This is a genomic window from Microbacterium sp. F01 (assembly GCF_056156365.1).
This window is the reverse complement of sequence record NZ_CM149592.1, coordinates 3930986-3949962: the sequence shown is the minus strand read 5'-3', so window position 1 is coordinate 3949962 and position 18977 is coordinate 3930986. Positions and strand designations below refer to the sequence as shown.

General features: G+C 71.7%; 14 protein-coding genes. 4 read left to right on the top strand and 10 right to left on the bottom strand.

The genetic code is table 11. The features are described 5' to 3' along the window. Nucleotides 1-164: 164 nt before the first annotated feature. Nucleotides 165-2780 carry a family 78 glycoside hydrolase catalytic domain gene (locus tag ACVN90_RS18120; protein WP_475099591.1) on the bottom strand — a complete coding sequence of 872 codons (2616 nt, stop codon included), beginning with the start codon at nucleotides 2778-2780 and terminating at the stop codon, nucleotides 165-167. Between the two features lie 115 nt (nucleotides 2781-2895). On the opposite strand from ACVN90_RS18120, the gene ACVN90_RS18115 reads away from it, so the two are divergent. Genes ACVN90_RS18115 through ACVN90_RS18100 form a run of 4 tightly spaced genes read left to right on the top strand, consistent with a single transcriptional unit; the run spans nucleotide 2896 to nucleotide 8389 of the window. Then, nucleotides 2896-3726 carry an NAD-dependent epimerase/dehydratase family protein gene (locus tag ACVN90_RS18115; RefSeq protein ID WP_475099590.1) on the top strand — a complete coding sequence of 277 codons (831 nt, stop codon included), beginning with the start codon at nucleotides 2896-2898 and terminating at the stop codon, nucleotides 3724-3726. Nucleotide 3727: 1 nt separating this feature from the next. Then, nucleotides 3728-4753 carry a LacI family DNA-binding transcriptional regulator gene (locus ACVN90_RS18110; RefSeq protein ID WP_475099589.1) on the top strand — a complete coding sequence of 342 codons (1026 nt, stop codon included), beginning with the start codon at nucleotides 3728-3730 and terminating at the stop codon, nucleotides 4751-4753. A gap of 27 nt (nucleotides 4754-4780) precedes the next feature. Beyond that, entirely contained in the window at nucleotides 4781-6307 is a 1527-nt protein-coding gene (locus ACVN90_RS18105; RefSeq protein WP_475099588.1) for an apiosidase-like domain-containing protein, read from the top strand. 3 nt (nucleotides 6308-6310) lie between these two features. Beyond that, nucleotides 6311-8389 carry a beta-galactosidase gene (locus ACVN90_RS18100; RefSeq protein ID WP_475099587.1) on the top strand — a complete coding sequence of 693 codons (2079 nt, stop codon included), beginning with the start codon at nucleotides 6311-6313 and terminating at the stop codon, nucleotides 8387-8389. 1 nt (nucleotide 8390) lies between these two features. Here ACVN90_RS18100 and ACVN90_RS18095 read toward each other — a convergent pair whose 3' ends face one another. The 9 genes from ACVN90_RS18095 to ACVN90_RS18055 all read right to left on the bottom strand — a co-directional run bounded on the left by ACVN90_RS18095 (nucleotide 8391) and on the right by ACVN90_RS18055 (nucleotide 18963). Continuing rightward, nucleotides 8391-10118, bottom strand: coding sequence for a D-apionate lactonase family protein (locus ACVN90_RS18095; RefSeq protein WP_475099586.1), 1728 nt, complete (start codon nucleotides 10116-10118; stop codon nucleotides 8391-8393). Between the two features lie 154 nt (nucleotides 10119-10272). Beyond that, on the bottom strand, nucleotides 10273-11028 hold the full coding sequence (locus tag ACVN90_RS18090; RefSeq protein WP_475099585.1) for an SDR family NAD(P)-dependent oxidoreductase: 756 nt from the start codon (nucleotides 11026-11028) through the stop codon (nucleotides 10273-10275). A 3-nt stretch (nucleotides 11029-11031) separates the two neighbouring features. Next, nucleotides 11032-11898 (bottom strand): phosphogluconate dehydrogenase C-terminal domain-containing protein, encoded by an 867-nt coding sequence (locus ACVN90_RS18085; RefSeq protein WP_475099584.1) that lies wholly within the window; start codon nucleotides 11896-11898, stop codon nucleotides 11032-11034. Next, the gene (locus ACVN90_RS18080; protein ID WP_475099583.1) at nucleotides 11895-12689 is read right to left on the bottom strand and encodes a sugar phosphate isomerase/epimerase family protein; all 795 of its coding nucleotides are present in this window, start codon (nucleotides 12687-12689) and stop codon (nucleotides 11895-11897) included. Before ACVN90_RS18080 ends, ACVN90_RS18085 begins: the two co-directional genes overlap by 4 nt. Next, a complete protein-coding gene (locus tag ACVN90_RS18075) occupies nucleotides 12686-13462 on the bottom strand; it encodes a triose-phosphate isomerase family protein (RefSeq protein ID WP_475099582.1) in 777 nt (258 codons plus the stop codon). Before ACVN90_RS18075 ends, ACVN90_RS18080 begins: the two co-directional genes overlap by 4 nt. After that, nucleotides 13462-13932, bottom strand: a complete 471-nt coding sequence (locus ACVN90_RS18070) for a ribose-5-phosphate isomerase (protein WP_475099581.1) — start codon at nucleotides 13930-13932, stop codon at nucleotides 13462-13464. Before ACVN90_RS18070 ends, ACVN90_RS18075 begins: the two co-directional genes overlap by 1 nt. Continuing rightward, nucleotides 13925-15673: a dihydroxyacetone kinase family protein gene (locus ACVN90_RS18065; RefSeq protein WP_475099580.1), complete on the bottom strand. Its 1749-nt coding sequence runs from the start codon at nucleotides 15671-15673 to the stop codon at nucleotides 13925-13927. Before ACVN90_RS18065 ends, ACVN90_RS18070 begins: the two co-directional genes overlap by 8 nt. After that, the gene (locus ACVN90_RS18060; protein WP_475099579.1) at nucleotides 15670-17127 is read right to left on the bottom strand and encodes an MFS transporter; all 1458 of its coding nucleotides are present in this window, start codon (nucleotides 17125-17127) and stop codon (nucleotides 15670-15672) included. The genes ACVN90_RS18065 and ACVN90_RS18060 overlap by 4 nt, the downstream gene beginning before the upstream one ends. 153 nt (nucleotides 17128-17280) lie before the next feature. Beyond that, complete coding sequence (locus ACVN90_RS18055) at nucleotides 17281-18963, bottom strand: hypothetical protein (RefSeq protein ID WP_475099578.1); 1683 nt, start codon at nucleotides 18961-18963, stop codon at nucleotides 17281-17283. Nucleotides 18964-18977 lie beyond the last annotated feature (14 nt).

The window sequence follows — 18977 nt, the reverse complement described above, 5'->3', positions numbered from 1 at the left end:
GGCGATCCGAAGTGTGTATTCGGATTCGCTAACGAAAGGATATTCACTCCCCGCGGAGAACGCCAGTGCCGATGACGCGCGGATTCACACAGCGACCGGGGATTTCGGATGCTGCGGGCCGCAGCATCCGAAATCCGACACGGTCGGCGGTGATCGAACGCGGATCAGGCGGGGACGGCGGCCCCCGTCGACACGGGCACCGTACGGGTGTGCGTGCCATGGCTCAGCGTCTCAGCGTCGGCGCCCTCCAGGTCGAGCACGGCCTCGGCGCCGACAGGGACCGTCAGCTCGACGTGCAGCCGCCCGTCCTCGAGGCGCCACGAGATCGCCGCCTCGCCGTACGCGGTGAGCTGACGCGCCGACGCCGACGTGAGCCCTCCGCCGGGGCGCGGTGCGAAGCGGATGCGGCGGTAGCCGGGGGCGTCCGGCGCGAGTCCGCCGATGACGCGGTGCATCCAGTCGGCGACGGCGCCCAGCGCGTAGTGGTTGAACGAGGTCATCTGTCCCGGGTTCACGGTGCCGTCGGGCAGCAGCGAGTCCCACCGCTCCCACACCGTGGTGGCGCCCTGCTCGACCTGATAGAGCCAGGACGGGCACTCCCGCTCCAGCAGCAGATCGTACGCGGTCGAAATCTGGCCGCCCGAGCTCAGCGCGTCGGAGACGAGCGGCGTGCCGACGAAGCCCGTCGCGATGCGGTTGCCCGCGGCGTGCACAAGGTCGGCGAGGCGTGTGGCCGCAGCATCCCGCCTGACGGGGTCGGTGATGAGGTCGAACTGCAGACCGAGCGCGTACGCCGTCTGCGCGTCGCTCGTCATCGTGCCGTCGTCGTTCACATACGTCGTCTGGAACGCCGCGACCACCTCGTCGGCGAGCGCGTCGTAGTGCGCGCGCTCGTCGGCGAGTCCGAGCACCTCGGCGATGCGCGCCACCGTGCGCGCCGACTTCGCGAAGTACGCTGTCGCGACGAGGTAGCGGTCCGTGAGGGCGTCGGCGGGGTCGTCCGGCGGGGCGGCCGGGTCGAGCCAGTCGCCGAGCTGGAAGCCCGAGTCCCACAGGCGCGAGGGCCCCGCGAGGCGCTCGAGCAGGTCGACCCAGCGGTGCGCGCTGTCCCATTGTGCGGCGAGCACGCCGACGTCGCCGAACCGCTCGTACAGGGTCCAGGGGAGGAGCGTCGCGACGTCGCCCCACGCGGCGCCCGGACGTATCGGCGTCCACGCCCTGTCGGAGGGGATCACCGGCACGTACCAGGGCACGGTGCCGTCGGGCAGCTGCTCGATGGCGAGGTCCGTCAGCCACCCCGAGAGCATTCCCGACACGTCGTAAAGGGTGGATGCCGTCGGCCCGAAGACCTGGATGTCGCCGGTCCAGCCGATGCGCTCGTCGCGCTGCGGGCAGTCGGTGGGGATGTCGACGAAGTTGCCGCGCATGCCCCAGCGCACGTTCTCGTGGAGGCGGTTGAGGGCGGGATCGGACGACTCGAACCAGCCGGTGCGCTCGAGGTCCGTGTGGTACACCCGGGCGACGAGGGCGCCCGCGGCGGCATCGGCGTCGAGGTCGCCCGGCCAGCCGGTGACCTCGACGTACCGGAAGCCGTGGAAGGTGAAGCGCGGCTCCCACTCCTCGACCTCGCGGCCGGCGAGCGTGTAGTTGTCCGTCGAGCGTGCGGCGCGGAGCGGTCGGGTGTAGATCTCGCCGTCCTGCATGACCTCCGCGGTGCGCAGGCTCACCGTAACGCCGGCCTCACCCGAGACCCGGATCCGCACGCGGCCGACGAGGTTCTGGCCGAAGTCGAGGATGCGCGAGCCGCTGGGCCCGGTCAGCACCGCGATCGGCCGCACCTCCTCGGTGGAGCGCACGGGGGGAGCGGTCGGCGCGACGAGCGTCGCGGGGTCGCGGTGGCGCTCCTGCACGCCCTCCCACGCCGAGTCGTCGTAGCCGGGGGCGGACCAGCCGGGCAGCTCCTCGCGGGCGTCGTAGTCCTCGCCGTCGTAGATGCCGCTGGCGAGGATGGGGCTCGGCGCCGAACGCCACGAGTGGTCGGTCGCCACGATCTCGCGGGATCCGTCGGCGTACGTGAGCTCGAGCTGGCCGAGGAACGACTGGTCGTCGCCGTAGAGGTTGCGGAAGCCGCCGCGCCAGCCGAGGCGCCCGCGATACCAGCCGTCGCCGAGCCACGCGCCCAGCGCGTTGGCGCCGGGAGTCACGAGGTCGGTCACGTCGTACGTGTAGTAGCGCAGGCGCTTGCCGTACACGGTCCAGCCGGGTGAGAGCGTGTCGTCGCCGACGCGGGCGCCGTTGAGCTCGGCCTCGTACACGCCGTGAGCCGTTGCGTAGAGGCGCGCGCGCACGAGCCCGTCGCGCACGTCGAAGCCGCGGCGCACGAGCGAGGGCCGCCGCTGGTCCGACATGGGGTTCTCGTTGCGCGTCGCGCCGACGGGCCGGGCGACCCAGTCCGAGGGCTCGAGCAGCCCGGCCTCGACAACGGTGGGGACGGATGCTGCGGACCACGCGCCGTCCGCACCGCGAACGGAGACCCGCACCGAGACGATCTCCCGCGAACGCAGGGGTTCGGCGGGCCAGGCGACGAGCAACTGCTCTTCGGAGTCGATGACGTAGGTCGTGACGTCGCCGTCGCCGCGGTCGACCTCGACCGAGTACGACGTCTGGCGCCAGCCGGACGGGGCCGAGACGACGCGCCACGAGAGGCGCGGCATCCGTTCCCCGATGCCGAGCGGCTCGCGATGGTGTTCGATGCGGGGTGCGTCGACGATGACGGACATCGGGGTCCTTTCCGAGAGAACTGAAACGTTTCGGTTTCGACGTGTACAGTGAGTGTCGCACCGAATTCGAAACGTTTCAAGCCGCGTTCGAGGGGTGAGTACACGGAGGTACGACATGCGCATCGGCGTCACCGGCAGCGGAGGCAAGCTCGGGCGGGCCACGGTCGAGCGACTGCGCGCCGACGGCCACGAGGTGATGGGGTTCGATCTCGCCGGAACGCCGGGTCCCGGCTTCACGCGGGTCGACCTCACCGACTTCGGACAGACCCTTGACGCCTTCCTCTCCGTCACCGCGCGCCACGACGGGCTCGACGCGCTCGTGCACCTCGCTGCGATCCCGGTGAACGGGCTCGTGCCCGATGCGGCGACCTTCCACAACAACGTCGCGGTGTCGTTCAACGCGCTGTTCGCCGCGCATCGCGCTGGCATCCGCACGATCGTGCTCGCGTCGAGCATCACGGCGATGGGCTTCCCCTTCGACGAGGCGCCCCCGTTCCTCCCCGTCGACGAGACGTACACGAGCGCCAACAACACCTACGGTCTCGGCAAGGTGGCGGAAGAGGCGATCGCCGCACAGCTGGTGCGTTGGCACCCCGAGACGTCGATCACGGCGCTGCGGTTCACCAACGTGGTCGCGTCCGACGAGTACGCCACGTTCGAGCGGGCTTCCGAGCCGGGCTATCGCCGCGACCTCGTCGGCTCGTGGGTCGATGCGCGCGACGGGGCGCTCGCGGTGGCCCTCGCGCTGGAGGCCGCCGAGCCCGGATTCGAGGTGTACAACGTCGCGGCACCGGAGTCCGGCAACGCGCAGCCCTCCCGCGAGGTCGCCGAGCGCTGGTTCCCCGGCACCGCGGTCGCGGATGACCTCGGCGAGTTCGAGTCGCTGATGTCGACCCGCAAGATCCGCGAGCGCCTCGGGTTCGTCGCCGAGCACGACTGGCGCTGACATGTCCCGCCCCGGAATCCGTCAGGTGGCCGCCCGCGCCGGCGTCGCGGTCGGCACGGTCTCGGCGTACCTCAATCACCCCGATCGCGTCTCGCCCGAGCGGGCGGGGCGCATCGCCGAGGCGATCGACGAACTCGGCTTCGTGCCCTCGAGCGCCGGCCGCCAGCTGCGCCTCGGGGTCTCGAGCCTCATCGGGTACCTGTCGCCCGACGTCAGCAACCCGCACTTCAGCGAGCTCGCGCAGGAGGTCGAGTACCGCGCCGAGCGCCTCGGCATGACGGTGTTCTTCGCGCACTCCCACGGCGACCGCGAGCGTGAGGACGCGTACCTCGAGGCCTTCGAGCAGCGGCAGGTGCGCGGGATCCTCGTCTCCTCTTTCCAGCCGATCGAGGCGCGGCTCGCGACGATGCGCGAGCGCGGCACGCCCTCGGTCCTCGTCGGCCGGCGCGCGTGCGACGAGCTGCAGCCGTCGGTGTCGATCGACGACGACTCGGGAGGCCGGCAGGCGGGCGAGCACCTCATCGCGAACGAATGCCGCCGCCTCGCGTTCGTCGGCGGCCCGCTGCCCGTGCAGCAGGTGGGCGATCGCCTCGAGGGCATGCGGAGCGCCGCGGTCGCAGCATCCGTCCACCCTCCGGAGGTCATCGAGGTCGCAGAGCGGTCCATCGCCGCCGGACGCGCGGTCGGTGCGGCCCTGGCGGCTCGCCCCGCGGCCCAGCGGCCGGACGGTGTCTTCGCGGCGAACGACGTGCTGGCACTCGGCCTGCTGCAGGCGCTCGTCGCCGGCGGCGTCTCGGTTCCCGGCGAGCTCGCACTCGTCGGATACGACGACAACGAGTTCGCGGAGGCCTCCCTCATCCCGCTCACGAGCGTGCGCGCGCGCCACGACGACTTCGGCGCGGCCGCGGTCGACCTGCTGTTCGAGGCGATCGAGCGCGGGACGGGCTCGACCGCCGACGGCACCACGGTGCACCGCGTCTACGAACCCGAGCTGATCGTGCGCGAGAGCTCGCGCCGCGTCCGCTGACCCCCACGACATCGAAGGAGAATCCCCGTGTCCTCTGAGCATCGCGCTCCCCAGCCCGAGCTGTACCGCCCCGTCGAGTTGACGTTCGCCGGTACCGGCGTGATCCCCGCCGACCGCACGCCCGTGACCGTGCGCGCGCGGCACGAGGCATCCGGAGCCGAGCGCGTGGTGCCCGGCTTCTGGGACGGCGGCACCACCTACCGCGTGCGGTTCGCGCCCGACCTCGAGGGGCAGTGGTCGTGGACGAGCGAGAGCACGGATGCTGCGCTCTCGGGCCTGTCGGGCACGTTCGAGGTGGTGCGCGGCACCGACCACGGGCCGGTGCGCGTGGCGCACCGCTTCCACTTCGCGCACGCCGACGGCACGCCGTTCCGGCCGGTCGGCGCGACCGCCTACAACTGGCTGCATCAGGACGAGCCGCTGTTCTCGTCGACGGTCGACGCGATCGCGGAGGCCGGCTTCAACAAGTTCCGCTTCATGGTGTTCCCGCAGGGCGGCGGGTACATCGAGCACGTCCCGACGCTCATGCCCTTCGAGAAGACCGACGGACGATGGGACGTCGCAAAGCCCGTGCCGGAGTTCTTCCAGCGTCTCGACCGCGCCGTCGAGGTGCTCGGGGAGCGCGGCATCCAGGCCGACGTGCTGATCTACAACGCGTACGACCGCGGCCAGTTCGGGTTGAACGAGCTCACCGAGGAGGAGGACGCGATCTACCTCCGCTACCTCGTCGCGCGGCTCGCCGCGTACCCGCACGTGTGGTGGTCGCTGTGCAACGAGTTCGACCAGCTCGAGCGCCCCGACGACCGCTGGGATCGCACCGGCGCGCTCCTCGCCGAGATCGATCCGTACGATCACCTCCGCTCCATCCACAACTGGATCGAGCTCTACGACAACAACCAACCCTGGGTCACGCACGCGTCGATCCAGAACGGCTCGGTGACCACCGACTTCGGCCGCGCGAACCTGTACCGCGACGTGTACGGCAAGCCGGTCGTGCTCGACGAGATCAAGTACGAGGGCGACATCCCCGACCGCTGGGGCCACCTCGACGCCGAGCAGCTCGTGCACCAATTCTGGATCTCGACCGTCGCCGGCACGTACGCCTCGCACGGCGAGAGCTTCGTCACCGCGTCGGGGAGCCTCCACATGGTCGAGGGCGGTCCCTTCCGCGGCGACTCGCCCTCGCGACTGGCGTTCCTCCGCACGATCCTCGAGGAGGTCGACGGAGCGGGCCTCGACCCGATCGACAAGTGGGACGACCCGGCGTACGTCGCCGGCATTCCGCGCCGCCTCTACGTGCAGTACCTCGGCGCCTCGGCACCGGCGACGTGGGACTTCCGCCTGCCGATCGGCGTCCCCGGCGAACGGCCGGAGCCCGGCGACCGGTTCGAGGTCGACGTCATCGACACGTGGAACATGACGGTCACCCCTGTGGGCCGCGTCTTCACGCTCGACGACGTGCAGCGCAACGACGCCTACGACCGCACGTCAGCCCCGGTGGAGCTGCCCGAGGGCGAGGCGCTCGCGCTGCGCATCACGCGCGTCGGGGGCTGAGCCGTGGCATCCGTCGATCGCCTGCGGGCGTGGCGGGGCGGCCCGCGCCTTGGCACGGCGTACTACAACGAGTACCTGCCCGATCCGGCTCGGCTCGAGACCGACCTCCGGCTGATGACGGAGGCGGGGATCACGTGCATCCGCGTCGGCGAATCGGTGTGGTCGACCTGGGAGCCGCGAGACGGCGAGTTCGACCTCGAGTGGATGACGCCGGTCCTCGACGCCGCGCACCGGCACGGGATCGGGGTCATCCTCGGCACGCCCACCTACGCGGTGCCGCCGTGGCTGGCGCGCGCCCACCCCGAGCTCGCGGTCGTGCGCCGCGACGGGTCGTCGGTGCCGTGGGGCGGGCGGCAGGAGGTCGACTACACGTCGGAGCTCTTCCGCGACTACGCCGAGCGGGTGATCCGCGCCGTCGTCGGCCGGCATGGCCGGCATCCGGCCGTGATCGGGGTGCAGCTCGGCAATGAAGCGGGCCTCCACCTCATCCACAACGTCGACGTCGTGCAGCGCTTCCGCGAGTGGGTCGCGGCGTGCTACGGCGATGTCGAGACGCTCAACCGGGAGTGGGGACTGACGTACTGGTCGCACCGCATCGGCGCCTTCGATGAGCTGTGGCACCCGGCCGGCAACACCACCCCCGCCTACGACCTCGCGTGGCGCCGGTTCCAGGCGGAGCTCACGGCGGACTTCATCGGCTGGCAGGCGGGTGTCGTCCGCGACCTCGTCGACGACGCGACCTTCTTGACGACGTGCATCGCCTACCAGCGCCCGGCGATGGACGACGTCGCGGTCGGCGCACAGCTCGACATCGCGAGCGGCAACGCCTACTACCTCGCACAGGACGCGCTCGATCTCGACCGCGCGGGCGCCGGCGGCCAGTGGTACGCCGACGACGTCCCCCAGCTCGTGCTCATGGCCGACCGCATGCGGGCGACGACGCAGGGACCGTTCCTCGTCACCGAGACCGGCGCCGCGTCCATCGGCCCCGCGTGGCTCACGCGCCCGCCGTACGACGGGCAGCTCGCCCAGGCGGCCTGGCTGCTCGTCGCGCGCGGCGCGCGGCTCGTCTCGTACTGGCACTGGCACACATTGCACTCCGGCGCCGAGGTGCACTGGGGCGGCATCCTCGGGCACGACCTCGAGCCCGGTCGTGTCTACGGCGAGGTCGCCCGAATCGGGCGCGAGTTCGCCGCGGCCGCGGAATGGCTGACGGATGCTGAGTCCGACGCCGACGTCGGGCTCGTGTACGCGCACGACAGCGAGTGGATGATGTCGTTCGAGCCGCCGCTCGCCGCCGGGGCCGAGGGTGACCGCGGGTCGTACGCGCGGATCGTCGGAGCCTTCGGCCGCGCCGCGATCGATGCCGGGCTGCAGGTCGGCTACGTGAACGAACGCCAGCTGCCCGAGGCCGGCGAGCTCGTGCGGCAGTACCCGGTGCTCGTGGTCGCGGGCCTGGTCGCGGCATCCGATCCGACTCTCGAGACGCTGGTCGACTACGCGCGCCTCGGCGGCCGGCTCGTCGTGGGCCCGCGGACGGGATACGGCGACGACGAGGGCCGCATGCGCGCGGCGTCGGCGCCCGCGATCGTGGGCGCCTCGGCGGGAGTCGGCTACCGGGAGTTCGCGGCGCTCGCCGCGCCGTTCGACGTGGTCCGCGGCGGCGAGGTCGTCGGGAGCACCCACGGCTGGGTCGACGGCCTCGAGGCCGACGAGGCCGAGGTCGTGCTCGGGTACCGGCACGAGCTGTTCGGACGGTGGGCCGCCGTGACGCGGCGGGACGTCGGCGAGGGGTCGATCACCGTGGTGGGCTCGCTCCTCGACCGGGCGACGCTCGCCGAGGTGATCGCCGACGTCGCGGGCGCGCGCCCGGGGATCCTGGCGGCGCGGCCGAGCTCCGTCACGGCGCACTCCCTCACGGGGACCCGGGGCCGGGTGTGGGTGGTGCACAACTGGTCGCCCGAGCCTCGCGCGGTGGTTGTCGCCCGGGCCGCAGCATCCGTCCTCGATGACACGGTGTTCGACGCAGGTACCGAGGTGACACTCGCCCCCTGGGACGCGCGCGTCTGGCGCGAGGCCTGAGTCAGACGCGGACGAAGCATCCGGGGGCGAGTTCCGCCGTGCGGATCTCCCCGCCCGGGAGCTCGACCTCGACGGTGCGCGAACGGCGGTCGACGTTGGCGACGAGCACGACGTCGCCGTCGGCGGTGCGGGCACCGAGCGCCCACACGAGGCCGTCGGGAGACTCGCCGCGGAGGCCGGGCGCGCCCGCAAGCGCCGCGAGTGCGGTGACGGCGTCGAACGCCGGCCGAGTGGTGCCGTCGACCGTGCGCACCCCACGAGGGCCCCACTCCTCGAAGTACGCGAGGGTCGCGACGCCGGGCACGGCGAAGGCCGCGGCGCTGGCGACGGTCCACGCGGCCAGTTCGGGGGCCGTCTGGCGCGCGTCGACGGCGTCCGTCAGGGCCGAGCCGTAGCCGTCGCGCAGGTCGTCGTGCGCCGGCATCGGCGGCGGGGTCGTCGCCACGTCGTTGAAGTGCGGCCGCAGCGAGATCGGCCCGATGTGGACCGGCAGCCCGCCGGCGAGACGGACGCCCTGGGCGGCGACCAGCCGTTGCATCGGCAGCGCTTCGACGAGCTGGGCGGAGCTGAGGCTGTGGAACAGGGGCGTGCTGCTGAAGACGATCCCGTCGAGGCCTCGCGGGAGGCGGTGGTGCTCTCGGTTGAGCTCGGTGAAGTGCGAGCGGGCGCCGCCGACCACCTCGGCCTCGACGCCCGCCTCGGTGAGCGCGTGGCGCAGGGCTCCGATCGCATCGATGTCCGACACGTGCCTCGCCGCGCCCGTGGGCGGGAACGCGGTCACGCGGGCGACGGCGAGATCGCGCAACGCGGGGACGGCGCGGTCGATGGCCGCGGGGTCGTCGTCGGCGAGCACGAACCTGACATCGAGTGGGAGACCGGATGCTGCCGCCCGGTCGAGTGCGGCGCGCCAATTGCGGGTCGCGAGGTCGAGCTCGACGAGCACCGCGGAGCCCGTGGGGGCGAAGGCGGGATCGGGATCGGGCGCGGTGGACGCCGACACCGCGATCGCGGGCAGCGCCGGCCCTTGCTCGAGCCGGATGCGGGTGACCGGGTCCTCGTCCACCGGCGTTGGGACTCCCGACACCTTGATGTCGATCGACTGCACGATCCGCTCACCCGCCGCGAGCGGGTACGGGAAGGGCAGCGCGAGCGGGCGGCTGTACGTCTTGTACGAGGCATCCGTCCAGTTGCGCTGGTCTTCCATCTCGAACACGTCACCGGCGAAGCGCACGTCGACGTCGAGGCCGTCGTGCGACCACGACAGGCCGGCGATGTCGAATGCGGGCTGATGCGGGCTGATGTCGGCGGGAAACCGGGAATGCGTCACTGCGCCGTCGGGGTGGCGGACGTCCATCGCGGCGCCCGCGAGCGCAGGCGGGTGCAGGGCGACGAGACCCGTGCGGTTCGTCTGGAACTCCGAGGTCGATTCGAGGTCGGCGAGCAGGCGCAGGCGCCCGCCGCCGCGCACCTCGGCGCGGACGACACCGCGGAGGTCCGAGCCGAGATCGACCGAGTGCACGTGAAGCGTCAGCGCGATGCCCGACGCGTCGACGCCGTCGACGACAAGGTCCGCTGTGTCCCAGTTGCGATCGCGGACGACCGCGCGCACCGAACGGAGCACGACGCGGCCTTCGTACGCGATGTCGGCGAACTCGTCGTCACGGAGTTCGAGCGACCACGGGCCGCTCTGCCACTCGCGCGCCGGCTCGCCGTTCCACAGGTCCGTCATGGTCCCCATCCTCGTCCTCCGCGTCCGGTCCTGCGCCACCCCCGAGGTGCGCGGCCCGTCGTCGTTCCGGGTCCGGGGCGCCGAATCGCCGTTCGGGGCGCTCGAAATGCGCCCCGAACGGACGAAGTGCGCCCCGAACCCGAAGGGCTCCGGGTCAGAGCGAGGTCATCCCGCCGTCGACCTGGAAGGTGGCACCCGTCGCGAACGCGCCGTCGTCGCTGGCGAGGTACACCATGATGCCCGCGACATCGTCGGGGGTGCCGGCGCGGCCGATCGGGATGCGGCTGATGATCGCGGCGCGCGACTCGGGGTCCTCGCTGATCGCCGCCACCAGCGGCGTCTCGGTGTACGCCGGCTGCACCGTGTTGACGCGGATGCCCTTGTCGGCGTACGCCGCCGCGACCGTGCGGCCGAGGCCGTGCATGCCGGCCTTCGACGCGCTGTACGCGGTGAAGTCCTTGCCCTCGCCGTTGACCGCGGTGGGGCTGCCGGTGAGGATGATCGACCCGCCGCCGAGCTTCAGCATCGTGCGCACCGCGTACTTGACCGTCAGGAAAGTGCCCGTCAGGTTGATGTCGATCGTGCGCCGCCAGACATCCAGGTCGAGGTCGGCTGCCGGGGCGTCCTGCCCGAACAGCTGCACGCCGGCGTTGGCCACGACGACGTCGGGCGCCCAGCCGGCCGCTTCCACCTCAGCGAAGGCCGCGGCGACCGCGTGCTCGTCGGAGATGTCCATCGTGACGGCACGGGCGTTGTCGCCGATCTGGGCAGCGGCCGCGGCCGCGCCCTCGCCGTTGCGGTCGGCGAGGATGACCCGCGCGCCCTCACGAGCGAACCGCGTCGCGACGGCGAGGCCGATACCGAGCGCCCCGCCCGTGACGAGCGCGGTCTTGCCCTCGAGCTGTCCCATGGATCAGCGCTCGATGTGGTCGAGGTGCAGCATGCGCGCGAGGTTCTTGTCGAGCTCGTCGTCGCGGAAGATCTTCTTCCAGTCGTCCTTGATGATCGACTCGCGACCGTAGTCCATGGCGATCAGGCACGCGTCCGAGAACGGGTTGTCACCGCGGAGTCCGTTGGCGAGCGCCACCTGCGTGTGGCCGTACAGGATGCTGCGCGCCGCCGCCTCGGGGACGCCCATGGTGTTGATCGCCTCGTCGAGCGCTTCGTTGAGGAGCGCGCCGATCATGCAGGCGACGGTCTCGACGAGGGTCGGCTCGAGCTGGGCGAGCTGCTTGACGGTGACGAAGTGCACGTCGATGACGGGGGCGTAGATCGCGCGGACGGTCGCCTCGACGATGGCCTTGTGCGCCGGGTCGTCGGATTCGACGGCCGCGATGGCGTCCTGCGGGGCGGCGATGCCGCCGAACGTGTCGGCCCACTCCTCCTTGGTGGTGCGCTCGAGGAACACCGACGGGTGGCACGGGTGCGCGACGGCCTGGATGACGTCCTCGCGGGTGGTGAGCAGGCCCGCGTACGCGGCGGCCGGGTCGAGCGTGAGAACGATCGCGCCGGACTTGAGCTGCGGCACGAGGTCGGCGGTGACGGGGCCGAGGGCGAGGTCAGGCACCGCCAGCACGACGATGTCGGCGTCGGCGACGGCGGTGGCGGCATCCGTCAGCTCACGGCCCGCGTCGATCGTGCGCTGCTGGCCGGCGGGCGAGTTCTCGACGTACCAGACGGTGTGGTCGGTCTTGACGAGGTTGTTGGACACGCGCATGCCCATCTTCCCGCCGGCGCCGACGACGGCGATCTTGTACGTCTCTGTCGAAGTGGTGCTCATGTCGTGCTCCTCAGATATTCGATGGTGCGGCGGGTCCATTCCCGCTCGGTGCGGACAGTGGTCTCGGGGTCTCCCTGCCAGGAGAGCCAGTGCTCGACGACCTCGTTGATCCCGCGCTCGCGCGGGCGGACGGTCTCGAGCAGGTGGGGGTAGTCGTGGAGGCCGTCGCCCATCGGCGCGCCCCCGTACGTGAAGCCGACCCAGCCCGGCTGGCGGGCGAAGGCGAAGTCCTTCACGTGGATGTTCTTGACGTGCGTGGTGGTCAGCTCGACGCAGTCGCGGGGGCGCTCGAGGTGGGCGACGACGTTCGCGGGGTCGAGGCAGATGCCGAGTCGGTCGCTCCCGATGCGCGCGACGAGGTCGACGAGGTCTGCCGTGGCGACCTGCTCGTAGGTCTCGAGCGCGAGGTCGACGCCGGCGGCCTCGAACGAGGGGAGCACGGCGCCGAGCCACTCCTCGGCCTGGTCGAGGGTCGGACGGGTGTCGGCCGAGTAGAGCATGCTGCGCACCAGGGTGGTGTCGAACGCGCTCGCGAGGTCGAGGAAGCGGGTCAGCCGGTGCGGCTCGATGCCCTTGGTGCCGAGCTCGATGGTGAGGCCGAGGTCGCGTGCGGCGGCCGCGGCATCGGTGAGCTCGGCGCCGGTCATCTCCTCGAGGGGCGCGTAGTCGCAGATCTGGAACAGGTCGACGCCGAGCTCTCTCGTCGCCTCGAACGCTCCGATCAACGAGAGCGGCTCGGGCACCTGGTCGGAGTGCTGCCAGAAGAAGGCGTACGTGCCGAGGCCGATCATGCGTCGACCTCCGACCGGGAGGAGGCGAGGGCGGATGCTTCGTCCCAGACGGCGACGAGGGCATCGGGGTCGTGGGCGAAGCGGCCGAGGAAGAGGCCGTCGACGCTGCCTGCGAGGCGGGTGAGCAGGCCGGGGCCCGCGGAGCCGCCGTAGATCACGACGCTGCCGGTGCGGGCGGGGTCGGCGTCGACCGCGGCGCGGAGGGCGCGGGTGACGGTGGCGATGTGGTCGTCGGGGGCGGGCTCGGCGGCGCCGATCGCCCACACCGGCTCGTACGCGACGATGACCGGACCGGCCGGGACGTCCTCGAGGTTGGCGGCGAGCTGTTCGACGTTCGCGAGTGCGGCGGCGGGCGCGCCGAGGTGTTCGGCCTCGCCGATGCAGAGCACGGGGGTGATGCCGTGGCTGAGGGCGGCGGTGGCCTTGCCGGCGGTGACGGTGTCGGTCTCGTCGAACAGGCGGCGGCGTTCGGCGTGGCCGATCTCGGCGACCTGCACGCCGACCTCGGCAAGCTCTTCGGCGGTGACCTCGCCGGTGTATGCGCCGGGCGGGTAGGCCGAGACGTCCTGCGCGCCGACCAGCACCGGGGTGCCGGCGAACGCGGCGAGGGCTGCCGGGATCTGCAGGTAGGTGGGGATCACGAAGAACCGCACGTCCCCTGCGGCCACGGCGGGGTGGCCGGCCGCGCGCCGCGCCACGTCGGCGAACCAGGCGCGCGCCCGCTCGTGCCCGAAGTACGTCTTCAGGCTCACCCCGACCGTGACCTCGGTCATCAGCAGGACCCGGTGGTCTCGAACTCGTCGATGACGGCGACCTTGTCGGCCGACGCCGAGGTGGTGTCGAACCGGTAGGTGAGCCACTCCCGCACCAGGCGGCGGGCGAGTTCGATGCCGACGACGCGCTGGCCCATGGTGAGCACCTGCGCGTTGTTGGAGAGCACGCCGCGCTCGACCGAGAACGAGTCGTGGGCGGTGACGGCGCGGATGCCGGGGACCTTGTTCGCCGCGATCGCGACGCCCAGGCCGGTGCCGCAGATCAGCAGTGCGCGGTCGGCGTCGCCGTTCGCGACCTGCTGGGCGGCCTCGATGGCGACCTTCGGGTACGGGGTGTGGCCGTCGGCGTCCACGCCCACGTCGATGACCTCCACCACACCGGGGTTGGCGAGGAGGTCCTTCTTGAGAATCTCCTTGTAGTCGAATCCGGCGTCGTCGGCGCCGATCACGATGCGCAGCGGCTCAGGCATCTGCGTTCTCCTTCTGGGTCTGGGCCGTGAGGGTCTCGCCCACGGCGGTCACGATGAGCGCGAGACTGATCGCGCCCGGGTCGGGGGTGCCCACGCTGTTCTGGCCGTGCGTGCGCGCGCGGCCCATGCGGGGCAGGAGCTCGGCGGTCGCGATCGCGGCGCGGGTCGCAGCATCCGCCGCCGTCCGCCACGCGTCGACCAGACCCGCACCCGCGTCCACCGCACCGGTGAGGGTGGTGCTGAACGGCACGAGCGCGTCGACGAGGGTCTTGTCGCCGACCTCGGCCTTGCCGTAGTCCGTGACGCCGCGCGAGCCGGCCGCGACGCCCGCGGCGACCGCGGCGGCGTCGGGGCGGCCCTCGTCGGCGAGTTTCGCGGCGACCGCGTTCAGGATGACGCCCCACAGCGCCCCCGACGTGCCGCCGGCCTTGTCGGCCCACGCGTCGGCGGCGTGCGCGAGCGTGGTGCGGGCGCCGGCACCGGCGTCGACGGCGGCCGTCGCGGCGGCGAGCGCCGCGTGCGAGCCGCGCTGCATGCCGATGCCGTGGTCGCCGTCACCGGCGATCGCATCGATCCGGCCGAGCTCGTCGACGTGCGCGTCGACGGTCTCCGAGATGGTGCGCACCGCGGCGAGCACCGTGCGGGCGACGGACTGGGATGCCTCGTCCCCGGGCTGAATCTCCTCCGCCACGGTGGCGGTGCTGTCGGCGGCGACGAGCCGCTGCTGGGGTGCAACGGAACCTCGCCGGTAGGCGGGGGTGTCGACGGGGGTCTCCCACAGGGGCGCGAGCTCGTCGTCCAGCCAGAACAGGGTCAGCGACGTGCCGGCCATGTCGAAGCTCGTGCAGTACTCGCCCACGTGCGGGTCGACGATCTCCAGGCCCGCGTCGGTGAGCAGCTGGGCGATGCGCCGGTAGACGACGAACATCTCCTCGTACTTCAGCGAGCCCAGGCCGTTCAGGATGGGAACGACGCGGGCCCCCCGGACCGCGTCGACACCCGTCGGCACCTCGGCCAGCAGCCGCGAGACGAGCAGCTCGGCCAGCCCGTCGGCGGTGGGGATGTCGGTCTCGTCGATGCCCGGCTCGCCGTGGATGCCCAGGCCGATCGCCATCCGCCCCTCGGGGACGGTGAACAGCGGCTGCTCGGCGCCCGGCAGGGTGCAGCCGGTGAACGCGACCCCGAACGACCGGGTGCGCTCGTTCGCGAGGCGCGCGAGACGGGTGACCTCGGCGAGGTCGGCGCCGGCCTCGGCCGCGGCGGCCGCGATGCGGAACACCGTCAGGTCGCCGGCGATGCCGCGACGCTTGTGCTTCTCATCCGCCGATGCCGACACGATGTCGTCGGTGACCGTGACGGTCTCGCACGCGATGCCCTCGGCACGCAGCCGCTCCTGCGCCGCGTCGAAGTTCAGTACATCGCCGGCGTAGTTGCCGTACGAGAAGAACACGCCGCCGCCGTTGTCGGCGGCCTTCGCGACCGCGAACACCTGCTGCGTCGACGGGGACGCGAACAGGTTGCCCATCGCCGCGCCGTGCGCGAGCCCGGGGCCGACGAGCCCGCCGAACGCGGGGTAGTGGCCCGAACCGCCGCCGACCACGACCGCGACCTGACCCGCCGGCGACACCGTCGAACGCACCACACCACCGGGCACCCGGCGCACATACCGCTCGTTCGCCGCGACGAACCCGTCGATCATCTCGTCGGCGAAATCCGCCGGCTCGTTCCACAGACGGGTCATCGCGCGTCGCCCTTGGGGTCGGCCGCGGTGTGCAGGGCATCCGCGCCCTCGGCGGGTGCAGCACTTGCACTGAGCGACGGAGGAGTCGAAGTGTCCGTCTCCGCGCCCGCGTCGTCGACGACGACCGGGTTGATGCGGTTGCTGCGGGCGAGCAGCACCATGAGCACCGCCGAGACGAGCATGACGAAGCCGACGATGAACATCGGGACCTCGTAGCCGCCGGTCCAGTCGTGCACGAAGCCCGTGACGAACGGAGCCGAGAAGCCGGCCAGGTTGCCGATCGTGTTGATGAGCGCGACGCCCGCTGCGGCCGCGGCGCCCGTCAGGAAGCGGGTCGGGAGCGTCCAGAAGTTCGGCAGCGCGGCGAAGATCGCGCAGGCCGTGACCGTGATGACCGCGATCGTGGCGGCCGGTGATCCCATGAACAGGGCGAGCGGGATGCTGATCGCCCCGGCGATCGCAGGACCCGCGATGTGCCATGTCTTGAGGCCGCGCTTGGAGGCGTCGCGCGACCAGAAGTACATGACGATCGCCGCGGGCAGGTACGGGATCGCGGTGATGAGGCCCTTCTGCAGCGTGTCGAAGGTCTGCCCGGTCTGGCTCTGGAAGCCCTCGATGATCGTGGGCAGGAAGAAGGCCAGCGCGTAGAGGCCGTAGATGAAGCCGAAGTAGATGAAGGACAGCACCCACACGCGACCGCTCTTGAAGGCGAAGCGCGCCGACACGTGGCCGTGCTCCTGCTTCTGCGTCGCCGCCTTCTCGCGGTCGAGCGCGTCGGTCAGCCAGACCTGCTCGTCACGGGTGAGCCACTTCGCGTCGGCCGGCTTGTCCTTGAGGTAGAACCACGCGACGACACCCACGATGATCGCGGGGATTGCGACGCCGAAGAACATGAAGCGCCAGCCCTCGAGGCCGAAGAAGACCTCGTGCTGCTGGATGAGCCAGCCGGCCAGCGGGGCGCCGATGACCGTCGTGAGCGGCTGCGCCAGGTAGAACAGCATGAGGATGCGGCCGCGGTACTGCGCGGGCACCCAGAGGCTGAGGAAGAGGATCGCGCCGGGGAAGAAGCCCGCCTCGGCGACGCCGAGGAGGAAGCGCAGCACGACGAGCTGCTCGAAGTTCTGCACCCACGTGAACAGCAGCGCGACGATGCCCCAGCTCACCATGATGCGGGAGAGCCAGCGGCGGGCGCCGAACTTGTGCAGAGCCAGGTTCGACGGCACCTCGAGCAGGATGTAGCCGATGAAGAAGACCCCCGACGCGAAGCCGAACTGAGCGGCGCTGAGCGCGAGGTCTTCGTTCATGCCGTTGGGGGCGGCGAAGCCGATCGCGGTGCGGTCGAGGTAGTTGATGAAGAACATCAGCGCGACGAACGGCACGAGGCGGATCGACACCTTGCGGATTGCGGATCGCGCGACGGGCGGCGCGTCTGCGACTGTCTGGTTCTGGTCCACGGTGACTCCTGGCTCATCGACGGTGATCGAGGGTGATTCCGACGACAATTGTGACAAACCGGTTGACCAATTGCAAGTGCGAATGGATGCCTCGTCCGCCCCGCCGCCTCAGGCGCGGGGGTGTGCGCGACTCCAGGTGGGTGCGGGCGGGGTTCAGTCGACGCGTCGGGCCGCAGCATCCGCGATCTCGAACTCGAGGATCTCGCCGCTGGGATTCGTCGCGGAGATGCGCAGTTCGACCTCGCCGAAGCGTTGCGTCCACACGTCCGCCGCGCCCGCGTGCGCGGCGATCGCCTCGTGCGCGGCGGGATCGGCGAACGTCTCGTACACGATCCAGCGCCCGTCGCCGACCCGCGCCGAGCGCGAGCGATCAGGATCGCACAGCCAGGCGGCGACGAGCACTGTCGCTCCGGCCGCCGCGCGGGCATGCAGCGCGTCGAGCGTCGCACGCGGGAGGCGGCTGCCCGCGACCACGACGAGACCCGCGTCGGCGAGCTGGTCGGCGCGCACGTGCTCGTCGAACACGAGCACGCTGCGGGTCGCCTGGAACAGCCCGTGCATGTGCGTCTGCTCGGCGGCTCCCGCCTGGAGCGGGAACTGCGATCGCGGGATGCCATCGAGCTCATGACGGGGGAAGTCGTACCCGGCGATGTGGAGGCAGCTCCCATGGTCGGGAAGCTGCCCGTGGCTGAGCGCGTGCCAGGCCTCGAAGACGCTGCGCGAGGCGCTCGGCGCTGTCGTCGCGCGGTTGCCGAACGGCCGGGCGCCGCGTCCGAAGTCGCTGTCGTCGGCGTGGATGAGGGCGATGTCGGCGCGCGCGTCGCGATGGCTCCAGCGGAGCGGATGCCGCGGCACGAAGTCGCGCACGAACTCCCGCCAGACCTCGCCGTGGGCGGTGCGCTCGAATGTGCCGGCGCCGCGGTGGCGCACCAGCACGTCGATGTTCTCGACGAACAGCCGCGTCGGGGCGAACAGGTAGGCGAGTCGCAGCGCCGACGCGAACTCGGCGGGGGAGTGCCCGGGGAAGCCCGGGGCGCGGGTGAGCCAGGGGCCGATGTCGGGGCCCCACAGGTCCGCGCAGATCCAGAGCTCGCGGCCGTACTGCCGCGCCGCGCCCAGCGCGGTGCCCAGCTGCACGGGCTGGAACGACTCCTTCATCACCTTGGGCGTCGGCGTCATCCCGGCGCGGGCGAGCGTGTGGAACATCACCGGGAACACCTGTTCGGCGAGCACGGGCACGGGCGGGCCGCCCGCCGCGGAGGTCGCGGAGTCGACGTCACGCACGATGCCGCGCACGGTGTCGTCGATCACCGCGATCGCCTCCTCTGTCGCGAGTCCATCGGTCTGCCCGAAGTGGGGCAGGTGGGCGTCGTGGCGGTACTGATCCGCGTGGATCTGGAGGTGCTCGGGCTCGTCGTACAGCACGCCGGTGAGAACGCCGGCGGCCGCAGCATCCCGGATCAGCTCCGACGGCACGTCGTACCGGTTCGTGCCGTCGACGAAGGGCCCGTTGATGTTGCCGTACTCGTTGCCCAGCACGAGGTCGATGCCTGCCTCGGCGAGGTCGCCCAGCAGGCCGCCGTGATCGGAGTACGTCGGAATGACGTGGTGCACGTAGAAGTCGGCGCCGAGATCGCGCAGCGCGGCGACGAACTCGCGCGCCGTCGGCGCCGGGTCCTGCGACGGGATGGGGATGCCGGTGCCGGTGCGCATGATCTCGTCGGACGCGGATCCCGCCCAGGGATCCTGGAACGCGACGACCGGGCCCTGGATGCCGAGCGACGGCCGAGGCGGAGCGGGGACGGATGAGGGGGCGGTGGATTCGTCGACGGGCATGGGGAGACTCCTCG

What these genes read in the sequence shown, in the direction of transcription:
- ACVN90_RS18120 (WP_475099591.1), bottom strand. Translation starts at nt 2,780, where the DNA reads ATGTCCGTCATCGTCGACGCACCCCGCATCGAACACCATCGCGAGCCG.
- ACVN90_RS18115 (WP_475099590.1), top strand. Translation starts at nt 2,896, where the DNA reads ATGCGCATCGGCGTCACCGGCAGCGGAGGCAAGCTCGGGCGGGCCACG.
- ACVN90_RS18110 (WP_475099589.1), top strand. Translation starts at nt 3,728, where the DNA reads ATGTCCCGCCCCGGAATCCGTCAGGTGGCCGCCCGCGCCGGCGTCGCG.
- ACVN90_RS18095 (WP_475099586.1), bottom strand. Translation starts at nt 10,118, where the DNA reads ATGACGGACCTGTGGAACGGCGAGCCGGCGCGCGAGTGGCAGAGCGGC.
- ACVN90_RS18090 (WP_475099585.1), bottom strand. Translation starts at nt 11,028, where the DNA reads ATGGGACAGCTCGAGGGCAAGACCGCGCTCGTCACGGGCGGGGCGCTC.
- ACVN90_RS18085 (WP_475099584.1), bottom strand. Translation starts at nt 11,898, where the DNA reads ATGAGCACCACTTCGACAGAGACGTACAAGATCGCCGTCGTCGGCGCC.
- ACVN90_RS18080 (WP_475099583.1), bottom strand. Translation starts at nt 12,689, where the DNA reads ATGATCGGCCTCGGCACGTACGCCTTCTTCTGGCAGCACTCCGACCAG.
- ACVN90_RS18075 (WP_475099582.1), bottom strand. Translation starts at nt 13,462, where the DNA reads ATGACCGAGGTCACGGTCGGGGTGAGCCTGAAGACGTACTTCGGGCAC.
- ACVN90_RS18070 (WP_475099581.1), bottom strand. Translation starts at nt 13,932, where the DNA reads ATGCCTGAGCCGCTGCGCATCGTGATCGGCGCCGACGACGCCGGATTC.
- ACVN90_RS18065 (WP_475099580.1), bottom strand. Translation starts at nt 15,673, where the DNA reads ATGACCCGTCTGTGGAACGAGCCGGCGGATTTCGCCGACGAGATGATC.
- ACVN90_RS18055 (WP_475099578.1), bottom strand. Translation starts at nt 18,963, where the DNA reads ATGCCCGTCGACGAATCCACCGCCCCCTCATCCGTCCCCGCTCCGCCT.